The 14,079-nt window shown below is 60.1% G+C and carries 12 protein-coding genes; all 12 read left to right on the plus strand.

All coding sequences use genetic code 11. From position 1 onward, the window contains the following. The first annotated feature begins 101 nt into the window (after nucleotides 1-101). The gene (tviB, locus tag QMG46_RS14875; RefSeq protein WP_281848610.1) at nucleotides 102-1,379 is read left to right on the plus strand and encodes a Vi polysaccharide biosynthesis UDP-N-acetylglucosamine C-6 dehydrogenase TviB; all 1,278 of its coding nucleotides are present in this window, start codon (nucleotides 102-104) and stop codon (nucleotides 1,377-1,379) included. Between the two features lie 2 nt (nucleotides 1,380-1,381). Next, complete coding sequence (locus QMG46_RS14880; RefSeq protein ID WP_281848611.1) at nucleotides 1,382-2,425, plus strand: NAD-dependent epimerase; 1,044 nt, start codon at nucleotides 1,382-1,384, stop codon at nucleotides 2,423-2,425. Then, nucleotides 2,422-3,381 carry a Gfo/Idh/MocA family protein gene (locus tag QMG46_RS14885; protein ID WP_281848612.1) on the plus strand — a complete coding sequence of 320 codons (960 nt, stop codon included), beginning with the start codon at nucleotides 2,422-2,424 and terminating at the stop codon, nucleotides 3,379-3,381. The genes QMG46_RS14880 and QMG46_RS14885 overlap by 4 nt, the downstream gene beginning before the upstream one ends. A 4-nt stretch (nucleotides 3,382-3,385) precedes the next feature. Continuing rightward, nucleotides 3,386-3,967 (plus strand): UDP-2-acetamido-3-amino-2,3-dideoxy-D-glucuronate N-acetyltransferase, encoded by a 582-nt coding sequence (wbpD, locus tag QMG46_RS14890; protein WP_281848613.1) that lies wholly within the window; start codon nucleotides 3,386-3,388, stop codon nucleotides 3,965-3,967. Then, nucleotides 3,946-5,313 (plus strand): oligosaccharide flippase family protein, encoded by a 1,368-nt coding sequence (locus QMG46_RS14895; RefSeq protein ID WP_281848614.1) that lies wholly within the window; start codon nucleotides 3,946-3,948, stop codon nucleotides 5,311-5,313. Before wbpD ends, QMG46_RS14895 begins: the two co-directional genes overlap by 22 nt. A 13-nt stretch (nucleotides 5,314-5,326) precedes the next feature. Then, nucleotides 5,327-5,908, plus strand: coding sequence for a DapH/DapD/GlmU-related protein (locus QMG46_RS14900; RefSeq protein WP_281848615.1), 582 nt, complete (start codon nucleotides 5,327-5,329; stop codon nucleotides 5,906-5,908). Further along, on the plus strand, nucleotides 5,895-7,049 hold the full coding sequence (locus tag QMG46_RS14905; RefSeq protein WP_281848616.1) for a DegT/DnrJ/EryC1/StrS family aminotransferase: 1,155 nt from the start codon (nucleotides 5,895-5,897) through the stop codon (nucleotides 7,047-7,049). Before QMG46_RS14900 ends, QMG46_RS14905 begins: the two co-directional genes overlap by 14 nt. Continuing rightward, complete coding sequence (gene wecB / locus QMG46_RS14910) at nucleotides 7,046-8,161, plus strand: non-hydrolyzing UDP-N-acetylglucosamine 2-epimerase (RefSeq protein ID WP_281848617.1); 1,116 nt, start codon at nucleotides 7,046-7,048, stop codon at nucleotides 8,159-8,161. Before QMG46_RS14905 ends, wecB begins: the two co-directional genes overlap by 4 nt. A 15-nt stretch (nucleotides 8,162-8,176) precedes the next feature. After that, nucleotides 8,177-9,493 (plus strand): glycosyltransferase, encoded by a 1,317-nt coding sequence (locus QMG46_RS14915; RefSeq protein WP_281848618.1) that lies wholly within the window; start codon nucleotides 8,177-8,179, stop codon nucleotides 9,491-9,493. A 103-nt stretch (nucleotides 9,494-9,596) separates the two neighbouring features. Next, complete coding sequence (locus tag QMG46_RS14920) at nucleotides 9,597-10,898, plus strand: hypothetical protein (RefSeq protein ID WP_281848619.1); 1,302 nt, start codon at nucleotides 9,597-9,599, stop codon at nucleotides 10,896-10,898. After that, nucleotides 10,895-12,040 (plus strand): glycosyltransferase family 4 protein, encoded by a 1,146-nt coding sequence (locus QMG46_RS14925; protein WP_281848620.1) that lies wholly within the window; start codon nucleotides 10,895-10,897, stop codon nucleotides 12,038-12,040. The genes QMG46_RS14920 and QMG46_RS14925 overlap by 4 nt, the downstream gene beginning before the upstream one ends. After that, nucleotides 12,040-14,019, plus strand: coding sequence for an asparagine synthase (glutamine-hydrolyzing) (gene asnB / locus QMG46_RS14930; protein WP_281848621.1), 1,980 nt, complete (start codon nucleotides 12,040-12,042; stop codon nucleotides 14,017-14,019). Before QMG46_RS14925 ends, asnB begins: the two co-directional genes overlap by 1 nt. Nucleotides 14,020-14,079: the final 60 nt, after the last annotated feature.

Consider the following 14,079-nt stretch of genomic DNA (forward strand, 5'->3'; position numbering starts at 1 on the left):
TGGGCTTGGATGCCATGACCGGACCAGTGAGCTTTTGTGCACGATCCGAAGCGAGCCGATAAAGGCCGGATTTCGAGTCGCAACTACTCTGGAAAATTGGCATGCAGAAAGTGGATAGCGCCAGGATCGCCATCATCGGCCTCGGTTATGTCGGGTTGCCGTTGGCGGTGGAATTTGGAAAGAAATACGATACGATCGGCTTCGACATCCGCGCCGCGCGCGTGGATGAGTTGCGAGCGGGCCGCGACAGCACGCTCGAGGTCGATGCGGCTGAGCTGGCCGAAGCCCACCGCCTGAGCTTCAGTGCGGAGCTGGACGCGATCCGTGCCTGCACGGTGTATATCGTTACCGTTCCCACGCCGATCGACGTGTTCAAGCGGCCGGATCTCACGCCCTTGATCAAGGCTAGCGAGAGTCTGGGCAAGGTGCTCAAGCGCGGTGATGTGGTGGTGTACGAGTCCACCGTGTATCCCGGTTGTACCGAAGAAGTCTGTATCCCTATCCTGGAACGAATCTCCGGCCTGGTCTTCAATCAGGATTTCTTTGCCGGCTACAGTCCCGAGCGGATCAATCCCGGCGACAAGCAGCATCGCGTGACGTCCATCCTCAAGGTGACCTCCGGCTCCACGCCGGCAGTGGCCGACTTCGTGGATGCGCTGTACGCCAGCATCATTACCGCAGGCACGCACAAGGCCAGCAGCATCAAGGTGGCCGAGGCGGCCAAGGTGATCGAGAACACCCAGCGTGATCTCAACATCGCCCTGGTCAACGATCTGGCGATTCTGTTCAACAGGCTGGGTATCGACACGCTGGAAGTGTTGCAGGCCGCCGGCACGAAATGGAACTTCCTGCCATTCCGACCGGGTCTGGTCGGCGGTCATTGCATCAGCGTGGATCCTTACTACCTCACGCATAAAGCGCAGGAAGTCGGCCACCACCCCGATGTGATCCTGGCTGGCCGTCGCACCAATGACAGCATGGGTCCGTACATTGCCAGCGAGGCCGTGCGCCTGATGGTGCGCAAGGGCATCAATCCGGTACGCGCGCGCATCCTGCTGCTGGGCCTGGCGTTCAAGGAAAACTGCCCCGATCTGCGCAATACCCGCGTCGTGGATATCGTGCACGCACTGCGTGGCTACAGTGTCGACGTAGACGTCTACGATCCGTGGGTGGATGCGGCCGAGGCCGAGCATGAGTACGCGTTGACGCCGATCAGCGAACCCAAGCATGGCGATTACGACGCCATTGTCGTAGCCGTGGGTCACCATCAGTTCGTCACGCTGGGTGCGGAGGGCATCCGCGCCTTCGGTAAACCGACGTCGGTGGTCTACGACGTGAAATATGTGCTTCCGCGCGATGCGGTGGACGGAAGGCTGTGAACATGAAGGTGCTGGTTACCGGTACGGCCGGCTTTATCGGCTCGCATGTCGCCATGCATCTGCTCGATCGTGGCGATGAGGTGATCGGTTTCGACAATCTGAGCGACTACTACGACGTCAACCTCAAGCGGGCTCGGCTCGCCCGCTTCATAGATCGCCCAGGTTATACCCACATACACGGGGACTTGGCCGATCGTGCGGCCGTGGAAGCGGTATTTGCCGAGCACAAGCCACAGCGGGTGATCAATCTGGCCGCACAGGCCGGCGTGCGCTATGCGGCGCAGAATCCGCATGTGTACATCGCCAGCAACGTGACCGGTTTTCTGCACATTCTGGAAGGCTGCCGTCATCACGGTGTGGAGCACCTTGTGTTTGCATCCACCAGCTCGGTCTACGGCGCGAATACTTCGATGCCGTTCTCCGAACACCAGTCCGCCGAGCATCCGTTGACCTTGTACGCGGCGACCAAGAAGGCGAATGAACAGATGGCGCACAGCTATGCGCATCTGTACGGCATTCCATGCACGGGTTTGCGCTTTTTCACCGTCTACGGTCCGTGGGGGCGGCCGGACATGGCGCTGTTCCTGTTTACCAAGGCGATCCTGGCCGGCGAGCCGATCAAGGTCTTCAACCACGGTCATCACAAGCGCAGCTTCACCTATATCGACGATATCGTCGAAGGCGTGGTGCGCACGTTGGACAACGTGCCTGGTTCGGATCCCTCATGGCGCAGCGATGCGCCCGATCCGGCCAGCAGCAACGCGCCGTATCGCCTCTACAACATCGGCAACGAACGTCCAGTCGAGCTATTGCGCTACATCGAAGTGCTTGAGCAGTGCCTCGGATGCAAGGCGATCATGGAAATGTTGCCGTTGCAGGCAGGCGACGTACCCGATACCGAGGCTGATGTATCCGGTCTGATCGAGGCCGTCGGCTACCGTCCCCAGGTGTCGGTGGAAGAGGGCGTACGCCAGTTTGTTCGCTGGTACCTGATGACCTATCCGTCTGCCTTGTCCCCTTCGATCCCCGGAGCCGTTCCAGCATGAAGAATTTTGCCCTGATCGGCGCCGCCGGCTATATCGCGCCACGTCATATGCAGGCGATCAAGGACACTGGCCATCAGCTGGTGGCCGCTTATGATCCGAATGACTCGGTCGGCATCATCGACAGCCATTTCCCGGAGGCCGATTTCTTTACCGAGTTCGAGCGCTTCGATCGTCATGTCGACAAGCTGCGTCGCCACAATCACAGTCACCGGCTCGACTACATCTCGATATGTTCGCCCAACTATCTGCATGACTCGCATATGCGCTTCGCCTTGCGTTCCGGTACCGACGCAATCTGCGAAAAGCCGCTGGTGCTCAATCCGTGGAACATCGACGGCCTGAAGGAAATCGAGCGCGACAGCGGTCACAAAGTCAGTACCATTCTGCAACTGCGCGTGCATCCGGCGATCATCGCGTTACGCGAGCAGGTGCAGCGCGGCAAGCACGACAAGAAGTACGAGGTGGACCTGACCTATATCACCTCGCGCGGTCACTGGTATCTGCAGTCCTGGAAGGGCGATGCCAAGAAGTCCGGTGGCATTGCCACGAATATCGGCGTGCATTTCTTCGACATGCTGCATTTCATTTTTGGCGAGCTGCAGGACAACGTGGTTCATTACTCGTCCGAGACCAAGGCGGCCGGCTACCTGGAATACGAACACGCCAGGGCGCGCTGGTTCTTGTCGGTGGACGTGGAGGACGTGCCGGACGAACAGCGTGCCGCAGGTCAGCGCACCTATCGTTCGATCACCGTGGATGGCAAGGAGATCGAGTTCTCCGGCGGCTTCACTGATTTGCATACGCGCAGCTACCAGGAAATCCTCGCTGGGCGCGGCTACGGCCTGGAAGCCAATCGTACGGCTATCACGACGGTTGCAACGATCCGCAATGCGCAGCCGTTGGGTTTGCAGGGTGACTACCATCCTTTTCTTAACCGGGATTCGATAGGAGTTTGATGTCATGAGTTTCTATCAGCATTCCAGTGCGATCGTCGATGAAGGTGCCCAGATCGGAGAAGGCTCACGTGTCTGGCATTTCGTGCATGTCTGCGCGGGCGCACGCATCGGCAAGGGCGTATCGCTTGGCCAGAATGTGTTCGTCGGTAACAAGGTCAGTATCGGCGACCACTGCAAGATTCAAAACAACGTGTCGGTCTACGACAACGTGACGCTGGAAGAGGGCGTGTTCTGCGGCCCGAGCATGGTTTTTACCAATGTCTACAACCCGCGCTCCCTGGTGGAGCGCAAGGACGAATATCGCGACACGTTAGTGAAACGAGGCGCCACGCTTGGGGCCAACTGTACGATCGTCTGCGGCGTGACCATCGGTGAATTCGCCTTCATCGGTGCCGGCGCCGTGATCAACAAAGATGTGCCGGCCTATGCACTGATGGTGGGTGTGCCGGCACGCCAGATCGGCTGGATGAGCGAATTCGGCGAACAACTCGACCTGCCGCTGACCGGCAATGGTGAAACGCTATGTCCGACTACAGGCCTGCTGTACCAGCTGCAAGATGGGCAGTGCCGTTGCGTGAAAAGATAGCGCGTCTCCGCCAGAGTGGGCTGATCCGCTCGATCACCTTGCTGGTTGGAGGCACCGCGTTCGCGCAGGCGCTGATGGTACTGGTATTGCCGGTACTGACACGGCTGTATTCGCCGCAGGATTTCAGTGTGCTGGCGGTCTATGCATCGCTGCTTGGCATCATTTCGGTGGCCGCCTGTTTGCGCCTGGATATCGCCATACCCATGCCCGAGATCGATGGCGACGCGGCCAATCTGCTGGCCTTGGCGCTCGGCTTTTGCCTGTTGGTGTCGGTGGTGACAGCCTTGCCGATTCTGTTGGCGCCCGCTGCGATCGCCCGGTTGCTGCACCAGCCGGGATTGCAGCCTTATTTGTGGCTGTTGCCGATCGGCGTGTTGCTGGCGGGGACTTATAGCGCATTGCAGTATTGGGCCACGCGGAAAAAAATCTTCGGCACCATCGCCAAGACCCGGATGACGCAGGCGATCGGCGGCGCGGGCGCACAGCTCGGTATGGGCTGGCTGGGCCTGGCGCCTTCCGGTTTGCTGGTGGGGCAGGCGATCAGCAGCGGTGCCGGCGTGGTCGGCCTGGGGCGGCGCATATTGACTGTGGATCGTGCGGCGCTGAATGACGTGAGCCGCTCCAACATGCGGCGGCTGTTTCACGAGTACGATCGCTTCCCCAAGTATTCGACCTTCGAGGCATTGGCCAATACCGGCGGCATTCAATTGCCGGTCATTCTGATCGCTGCACTGGCGATCGGACCGGAAGCCGGTTTCCTGATGCTGGGTATGCGTGTGATCCAGGTGCCGATGAATCTGATCGGCAATGCCGTCTCTCAAGTCTATCTGGCGCATGCGCCGGAAGAATATCGCGCCGGTACGCTGGGCAAGTTCACCGCAGGCATTCTCGGTGGATTGATGAAGACGGGCGTTGGTCCGCTGCTGTTTGCCGCCCTGGTGGCACCGCAGGCCTTCGCGCTCATCTTTGGCGAGAAATGGCAGCGAGCCGGCGTCCTGGTCGCATGGATGACGCCGTGGTTTGTCGCGCAGCTGATGTCGTCGCCGGTATCCATGGTCATGCATGTGCGCAATCGCCAGCGCGGCATGATGATCCTGACCATCGCTGGCCTGTGCTTGCGCGTCGGAGCGATCGGTGCCGCGGCTGCCCTCCTGCCTGGCCGCCTTTCTGAAATGTATGCGGTCTCCGGCGCGGTGTTTTATCTGGCGTGCTTTTTCGTCTTTTCCCATCTGGCGGGATTGCGACTGCAGGATTATCGACTGTTGCTGAAGTCGGGCTTCAACTTCGTGGCGCTTTGGGTGCTTCTGGGGTTGCTGGCGCGTTACGCGTTGGGGAGATTCGTCTGATGGAGCCGCTTAGATGATCAAGCGTGTGCTCATGCGAACGGGTTTCCTGATCAAGCCGGTGACGAAGCTGGTGTTGTCGCTTTTTTTCCAGCGGAAGTACCTGCAAGGTCGGCATTTCGATGCCAGCTATGGCGGGTACTTCTGGGCGGTGCGCTCGGTATGGCAGAAAAACATTCTTCGTCTGGCACGTCCATTGCCCTGGCCCAGCGGTTTGACTTGTTATGTGTCCAATCCGGACAACCTGGTATTCCATCCGGACGATATCAATAACTTCCAATCACCCGGAATTTACCTGCAGAACTTCAAGGGCACCATCCATATCGGCCGCGGGACTTATATCGCGCCGAACGTCGGCATCATCACCGCGAATCATCGTCTGGATGCATTGGACGAGCACGAAGACGGTCAGGACGTGGTGATCGGGGAGAAGTGTTGGATCGGCATGAACGCGGTGATTCTTCCCGGCGTGATCCTAGGCAACAGAACCGTGGTGGCCGCGGGCGCGGTAGTTACTCGCAGCTTTCCGCAGGGCCGATGCGTCATCGGCGGTACGCCGGCAAAAATTCTCAAAGAGATCGAATATGCAGTTCATTGATCTGAAGACGCAACAGCAGGCGATCAAGCCGGAACTCGACCGCAGGATCGCCGAGGTACTTGCGCACGGCCAGTACATCATGGGTCCGGAAGTTGCCGAGCTTGAGCAGACTCTGGCGAACTTTGTCGGGGTGAAGCACTGCGTCACCGTCGCCAGCGGCACCGAGGCGTTGCTTATTTCGTTGATGGCGTTGGGGGTGGGGCCGGGTGACGAGGTCATCACCAGCCCATTCACGTTCGCCGCCAGTGCCGAGGTCATTGCACTGCTTGGCGCCAGGCCCGTATTCGTGGATGTCGAGCCGCACACCGGCAATATCGATGCCCGCTTGATTGCAGAACGCATTGGCGACCGAACCCGCGCAATCATGCCGATCAGCCTGTATGGGCAGTTGGCGGATATGGAGGCCATCTGCGCCGTCGCGGCCGACCACGGCCATATCCCGGTGATCGAGGACGGTGCGCAAAGCTTTGGCGCGCAGCGCAACGGCAAACGCAGCTGCGGGATGTCTACCATCGGCTGCAGCAGCTTCTTTCCCAGCAAACCACTGGGCTGTTACGGCGACGGCGGCGCATTGTTTACCGATGACGACACGCTGGCGCAGGCGGCGCGAGAGATCCGGGTCCATGGGCAGAGCAAGCGCTACGTGCATACGCGCATTGGCCTGGGCGGACGGATGGATACGCTGCAATGCGCGATCGTTCTGGCGAAGTGGCCACGATTTGCCTGGGAGGTAGAGCAGCGGCACGCATTAGGCGCGGAATACACGCGACAACTCGCCGAGGTTGCGCATGCCGTACCGGTAAGCAGCGACGAGGTCGGTCTTCCGTTAAGCGGATTGCGTACGTTGGCGCTGGCACCCGGCAACCGTTCAGTGTACGCGCAATACACCGCATTGGTGCCTCATCGCGATGTTGTGCAAGGCGAACTGAAGAGCGCAGGCATTCCTACAGCTGTGCACTATCCGATACCGCTGAACGAGCAGCCGGCGTATCGGTCGTTCGACGCCGATGCCAGGACGCCCGTGGCCAGCTGGTTGGCCGAACACGTTATCAGCCTGCCGATGGGCCCGGATCTGTCGTGGGACGATCAGCGCCAGGTTGTCGGGCTGCTGTCCGAAGTGCTTGCCGGAGTGAGCGTATGAAGATCGTAACCGTCGTCGGCGCCAGGCCACAGTTCATCAAGGCCGCCGTTGTCTCGCGTGCGCTTGCCGGGCACCGCCAGCATGTAAAGGAGGTCCTGGTGCATACCGGTCAGCACTACGACGCCAACATGTCGGATGTGTTTTTCAATGAGCTGGATATCCCAAGACCGGCCTACCATCTGGGTATCGGCGGCGGGCCGCATGGTCAGAACACCGGGCGCATGATCGAAAGCATCGAAATCGTGCTGCTATCGGAAAAGCCCGATTGGATGCTGGTCTATGGCGACACTGACAGCACGCTCGCCGGCGCACTGGCAGCGAGCAAGCTTCATATACCGGTCGCCCATGTCGAAGCGGGATTGCGTTCGTACAACCGGCGCATGCCCGAAGAGATCAATCGGGTACTGACCGATCACCTGGCCAGTCTGCTGCTGGTTCCCAGTGAGGGCGCAAAGGACAATCTACGCAGCGAGGGCATTATCGGTTCCAAGGTGCGCGTGGCAGGCGATGTGATGTATGACGCCGCATTGTATTACCGGGAAAAGGCCAGGCGGCCGGCGACCGAGGCACTGGATGCGCTTGGCGACAATGGTTTTGCGTTGTGCACCATTCACCGCGCCGAGAACACCGATGATAACGGCAGATTGCAAGGCATTCTGACGGGTCTGGCCGCGTTGCCCACGGCAGTGATCCTTCCGCTGCATCCCCGTACGCGGTCGCGCATGGCAGCGGCGGGCATCCATTTTCCCGACAATGTTCGGGTGATCGACCCGGTCGGTTATCTCGAGATGGTCTGGTTGGAAGCGAATTGCCGGATGGTACTGACCGATTCCGGCGGCGTGCAGAAAGAGGCTTATTTTCATGGCAAGCCCTGTATCACCCTGCGTGACGAGACCGAGTGGGTGGAGCTGGTCGAGATAGGCGCCAATCGCATCGTGGGCACGTCGTCCGTGGCCATCGGGCAGGCGTATGAGCAGATGCTGGCATGCGAGATTTCCGGGGCGGTGCAGCCTTACGGGAAAGGCCACGCCGCGGATCTCGTTATCGAAGCGCTTCTGGAAGGCCATCCGGTAAAGAGCGGTGCCAGGACGGCAGTCAGCGTTGACGACTGATACGTCGAGGATGCCATGTTGAACAAGACCGACCCCAAGAAAATCAACCTGTTCGTGTTTGCCACGCATCACACGGCCAACAACATCGCGTCGCAGCGATTCAAGGGCCTGTTGAAGTATCTGGATTTCCAGAAGTACCGGGTCTTCATCTTTTCGCGCACGACTGGCCAGGATGCCGTTGAGACAAACATGCCGGTCGGAGGCGATGAAGCTTTCAACGACATCAACGTGATGAATTTTCGCGGGCATTGCGTCGGCTCGGAGTCGTCGGCGACCAGCTCGTTATTGTCGTTGCTGTCGGCTTTTGCGTCGCCCACGCCATTTTTGGCGGCGGCGACCAATCGTGTGCTCGGACGCAGTAGCGATACCTGGCTGATCAACGCGCTGGAAGCGGCCGATGCGTTATGCCGTGCGCGCCTTGCCGAAGGCGAGGCTTGCGTCGTTATCGGTACCTATTCGCCCATCGACGCGCTGGTTGCTGCCCGTTGCCTGTCGGCAAAGCATCGCATCCCTTGCCTGCAGGATTTCAGGGACGGCCTGACCTTCGAGGCGCTGGGGCGGCAGGGCAGGCTCAGTGCGCTGTTGCGCCAACTGGTCGAGAGCCGGGTTGTTACGGCATCTGGCCTGGTGACGACGGTGAGCCGCGCGCTGGTGAGCGATTTCGAACGGCGTTACCCGAAGAAAAAGGTCGGGCTGATGCCCAATGGCTACGATCCGGATGACTTCTCCGTGCAGGATGGCGACAGCCGCGCCGTAGCTGCTCAATTGATGGCGCAGCATGTGCCGTCTGGGAAGCGCTTGATCGGTCATTTCGGTCGGATCAGCGCGAGCGACCATAGTCGCATCGGCAGTCTGGAATGCTTCGTACGTGCAATGAATGCGAGTGCGGAGGCACGCCAGCATGCGCATGCCTTGTTTGTTGGAGAGCTGACTCCCATCGAGCGCGAAATCATCTCGCGCCTGGAATGCACATACAGCACGGTCGACTCGGTGCCGCGTCCAGTCGCCTTGAATCTGATGATGCAATGCCAGCAACTTCTATTGATTACCGGCGACGGTGTCGGTTGCGCCACCGGGAAGCTGTTCGAGTACCTGGCCGCCGGACCGGAGGTGATCTGTTTTTCCGGCGTCGAAAACGAGGCCTCTCATATTCTTTCCGAAACCGGGGCGGGTGCTACGGTGCTGACGACTGACGAGACCAGGGCGCCGGCAATGCTGGATCGCCTGTTTGGCGTCGCGTCGGGCAGCGCCAAACAACGCGGTATCGGTGTTTACAGCAAGGTCGAACAGGTCCGCCAGTTCGATCGTTGGCTAAGCGGCATGGTCGCGTGATGCATACGCGATCGGCCAGGTTGATGCCGTCGAAGCTAGTCGCGCCTGTTGAGCCAGGTGTGGAGCGGAAGGTGGCGACCATGCCATTCGGATGGAGCCGCTTATGAGCTCCGTTCAACTCTCGACACCGGTAGCCATGCCGCGATTGCTCAGCCCGTGGCAACGGATACTGACCACGCGCACTCTGTTCATGTGCGCCGCCACGCTGTTGCTATTCCTGTCTGTGGTGATTCCCAATTCGCTGCAGCTACCGACGGCCGGCATGTTGGCGGTCTGCTTTTTATTTTCCCTGCATGGTTTCCGGGTGGTTCCGGGGCTCAAGACGATCTTTCTGTTCTATGCATGCTCGGTGATGGTCACGCTGATCTACATCGCCGTCGGCTATCTGAATGACGCGCCATGGATCGCTGCCGCACAGGTCGTGGCGATCTACATCGTCTCGCCACTCTTGTGGGTTTTCGTCTCGGCCCATCTGATCCTCACGCTCGGCACCGAACGGCTTATCCATTGGTTCGTCTGGCTGGCGATTTTGTGCTGTATCAGCGTGGCGATCTATTTCGTGCTGTATCACATCGGCGGTGCGGCGGCGGTATCGTTCTTCACCGAAGCGGCCAACGTGAACAATAGCGACGGCTACTCCGCCGCCGTGATGCATGTCTACGGTTCGCTGATCTTTCTATGTGGCGGATTCTTCAGCTCGCCCGAGCTGATCCGCAACAAGTTGCTGCGCCTGATCGTGCTGGCTGCGCTGCTCATATGCATTATCACTTCCGGACGATCGGCGCTAATCCTGTCCGTGCCCATCGGCCTGTTGCTTGGACTGATGCTTACGCCGCGCACCAGCGAGTATCGGCGCCGTCGTTCGCTGCTGACTCAGGTCATCAAATATGGGTTGCCGATGCTGTTGGCTGGCGGGCTTGCGATTTTCGCCCTGGGCGAACTGGCGAATATCCATCTGTCGGTCATTTTCAATAATTTTGCCGACAAGCTGGCGTCCGGTGGTGGCAGCGCCCGTTCGGGGCAGGCCTATGCCTTGTATCAAGGCATCCTCGATAGCGGCGGTGTCGGCGTGGGGCATGGCATCGGTGTTTCGTATATACGCAGCACCGATTACCCATGGCGCTATGAACTTGTCTGGCTGGCCACCTTGCTTCGGGTTGGCATCGTGGGTGCGCTTGTTTATGCGTCACTGTTCTTCTGGTACATCGCCCGTGTGATAAAGGCGGCCATCCTGCGTCACCTCACTCCGGGCATGAAGTTCATGTTCTGCGGATTTGTCGCGGCCTTCGTCGCGTCCAACACCAATCCGTACATCGAAGCCTTCACGTTCCAATGGATGTACGTGCTTCCGGTGGTGGGGTTCTTCATCGACCACGCAGCCATGCGCAAGAGTGCATCGACATGAGGCGGCTCAAAGTTATTCTGTTTTCCAAATACTCACGGATGGGCGCCAGTTCGCGCTTGCGCAGCATGCAGTATCTGCCGCTGCTGGCCGAGCAAGGTATCGATATCGAAGTATGCGAGCTGTTCCCAGACGCCTATCTGCAGGCCAGATACGGCGGGAGTGCATTTTCTGCGAAGAAGCACGTGTGGAAGTACTACTGGCGCCGTATGGTTCAATTGCTTCGCGCGCCGTCTGGCAGCGTGCTGTGGATCGAGGCCGAGCTGTTTCCCTACCTGCCTTACTGGCTGGAATCCATGCTTCGCCGATCCGCCGCGCCGTTCGTGGCCGAATACGACGATGCCTTGTTCCACAATTACGATCTGTCATCGAGTTCGCTCGTAAGGCGCATTCTTGGCAAGAAAATCGATCGGGTCATGCGGCACGCATCATGCGTCATCGCGGGTAACGGCTATCTTGCCGCACGTGCGAATCAGGCCAGGGCCACGCGGGTTGAGCGTATTCCCACGGTCGTGGACCACCGGCGCTATACGAAGGTGACCCATGGCGAAAGGGAACAAACGGTGATCGGCTGGGTGGGTTCTCCAGCCACCCAGAAATACCTGCTCGATATTCGGCATGCACTGGCCCAGGTCTGCGCGAAGCACAACGCGCGCCTGCTGCTGGTCGGTGCCAACGCGCAGATGGTCGACGCACTGGCCGGCATTCCGGTGGAGCGGGTGGAATGGTCCGAAGACACCGAGGCAGCGACTATCGCGCGCATGGACATCGGCATCATGCCGCTGGTCGATGGCCCCTGGGAGCGCGGCAAGTGCGGCTACAAGCTGATCCAGTACATGGCCAGCGGTTTGCCGGTAGTGGCCTCGCCGGTAGGTGTGAACGTGGACATCGTACGGCAAGGCGAAAACGGCTATCTCGCGGCCGACGATGCTGCCTGGGCGGATGCGCTGCAGCGGCTTGTAGGCGACGCATCCTTGCGGCAACGCATGGGCAGCGCAGGCCGCGAGCAGGTCGAGCGCGAGTACAGCCTTGCGGCCCAAGCGCCGCGCCTGGCTGCCGTGCTGCGTAGCCTGTTGCAATCCGATAGCGCGCCGACCGGCACGGCATCACCCAGGGTAGAGCAGTTCGATATGGAGCGACGCTGATGTGCGGCATGACCGGTTTTTGGCGGCCGCGCGGCGGCGTTACACAGGAAGCGATGAGGCGGCAGGTCGAGCTCATGTGCGAACGCCTGGTGCATCGTGGTCCGGACGACGATGGATCGTGGTGCGATGAAGCCCGAGGTATCGCGTTGGCTCAACGTCGTCTGGCTATCCAGGATCTTTCGCCAGCCGGACATCAACCCATGCACTCCGTGGGGGATGCAGGTGGTGGGCGCTACGTGATGGTGTTCAACGGCGAGATCTACAACCACCTCGATCTGCGCGAGCGCCTGGCGACGGAAGGCCATGCGCCACCCTGGCGTGGGCATTCCGACACCGAGACGATGATGGCCTGCTTCGTCGCGTGGGGTATCGAACGCACCTTGCAGGCCACGGTCGGCATGTTTGCGATCGCCTTGTGGGACCGTCAGGACAAGGCGCTGACATTGGCTCGCGACCGGCTCGGCGAGAAGCCGCTGTACTACGGTTGGCAGGGCGACACCTTGTTGTTCGGCTCCGAACTCAAGGCGTTGCGCGCGCACGAGACATTTCGAAGCGATATTGACCGCGATGCATTGGCCCTGTTGCTTCGACACAACTGCATCCCGGCGCCGTACAGCATCTATCGGAATATCCGCAAGCTTCAGCCCGGACATTGGCTGCGTATACCGCTAGCCGACGACATGTCGATCGGCGATGTCGATGCGGTGCCTTATTGGCGCTTTAACGACGCGGTGCAGACGGGCCTGGCCGATCCTTTTAGCGGGTCGGAAACCGAGGCCGTCGACACGCTCGAAGCGCAGCTGACCCGCAGCATTCAGGCACAGATGTTGTCCGATGTGCCGCTCGGTGCCTTTCTCAGTGGCGGCATCGACAGCAGCACCGTGGTTGCGTTGATGCAGGCGCATAGCAGCCGGCCGGTGAAGACATTCACCATTGGCCTGGACGAGGGCGGCTACGACGAGGCCGTGCACGCCAAGGCGGTCGCCCGCCATCTGGGGACCGAACATACCGAGCTATACATCCGTCCCGAGGATGCGCTGGCCGTCATTCCGCGTTTGCCATCGATGTACTGCGAGCCATTCAGCGACAGCTCGCAGATTCCCACCTTCCTGGTCAGCCAGCTCGCGCGACAGCATGTCACCGTGGCACTGAGCGGCGATGCCGGTGACGAGCTGTTCGGTGGTTATAACCGGTACCTCTCGGCGCGCAAAGTGTGGGGCCGTATGCAGCAGATGCCGCTGTTGGCGCGCCGGGCGGCTGCCAGTGGCTTGCGTGCACTGTCGCCGGCAGCCTGGGACAAATTGTTCGAAAGCACGAAGTTCCTGTTGCCCAAGCGCATGCATCTGGCCACGCCGGGCGACAAGGCGCAGAAGCTGGCCGCCGTGCTGACGCTGTCGGGTGGCCAGGCGTTCTATCGTCAGCTGACCAGTCATTGGAGCGATCCCGGCAGCGTCGTCATCGGCGCACAGGAGCCGCCGACGTTGCTGACGGATCTGCGCGCATGGCCACAGACAGATGGTCTCGAGCACTGGATGATGGCGATGGACGCGCAAACATACATGACCGACGACATTCTGGTGAAAGTCGATCGCGCCGCGATGGCGAATAGTCTGGAAACGCGCGTCCCTTTGCTGGATCACCGGGTGGTCGAACTGGCCTGGCGCATGCCGCTCGGTTTGAAGATTCGCGATGGGCAAGGCAAATGGCTATTGCGCCAGGTGCTGTACCGGCATGTGCCGAAGGAATTGATCGAGCGGCCGAAGATGGGCTTCGGCATCCCATTGGATAGTTGGCTGCGTGGGCCGCTGCGCGATTGGGCGGAAAACCTGCTTGGCGAAGATCGCTTGCGGCGCGAAGGGTATCTGCAGCCAGCGCCGATCCGTCGATTGTGGGACGAGCACTTAAGCGGCAAGCGCAATTGGCAGCATCACTTGTGGACCATCCTGATGTTCCAGGCATGGCTGGGCGAACAGACGTAACACGATTCAGATTTCGGCATGCCGTTGGGGGACGGCGTACAACCTAGAGCTTTAGCGAGT

Origin of the sequence: Dyella sp. GSA-30 (genome assembly GCF_027924605.1) — a bacterium.
Classification (GTDB): Bacteria; Pseudomonadota; Gammaproteobacteria; order Xanthomonadales; family Rhodanobacteraceae; genus GSA-30.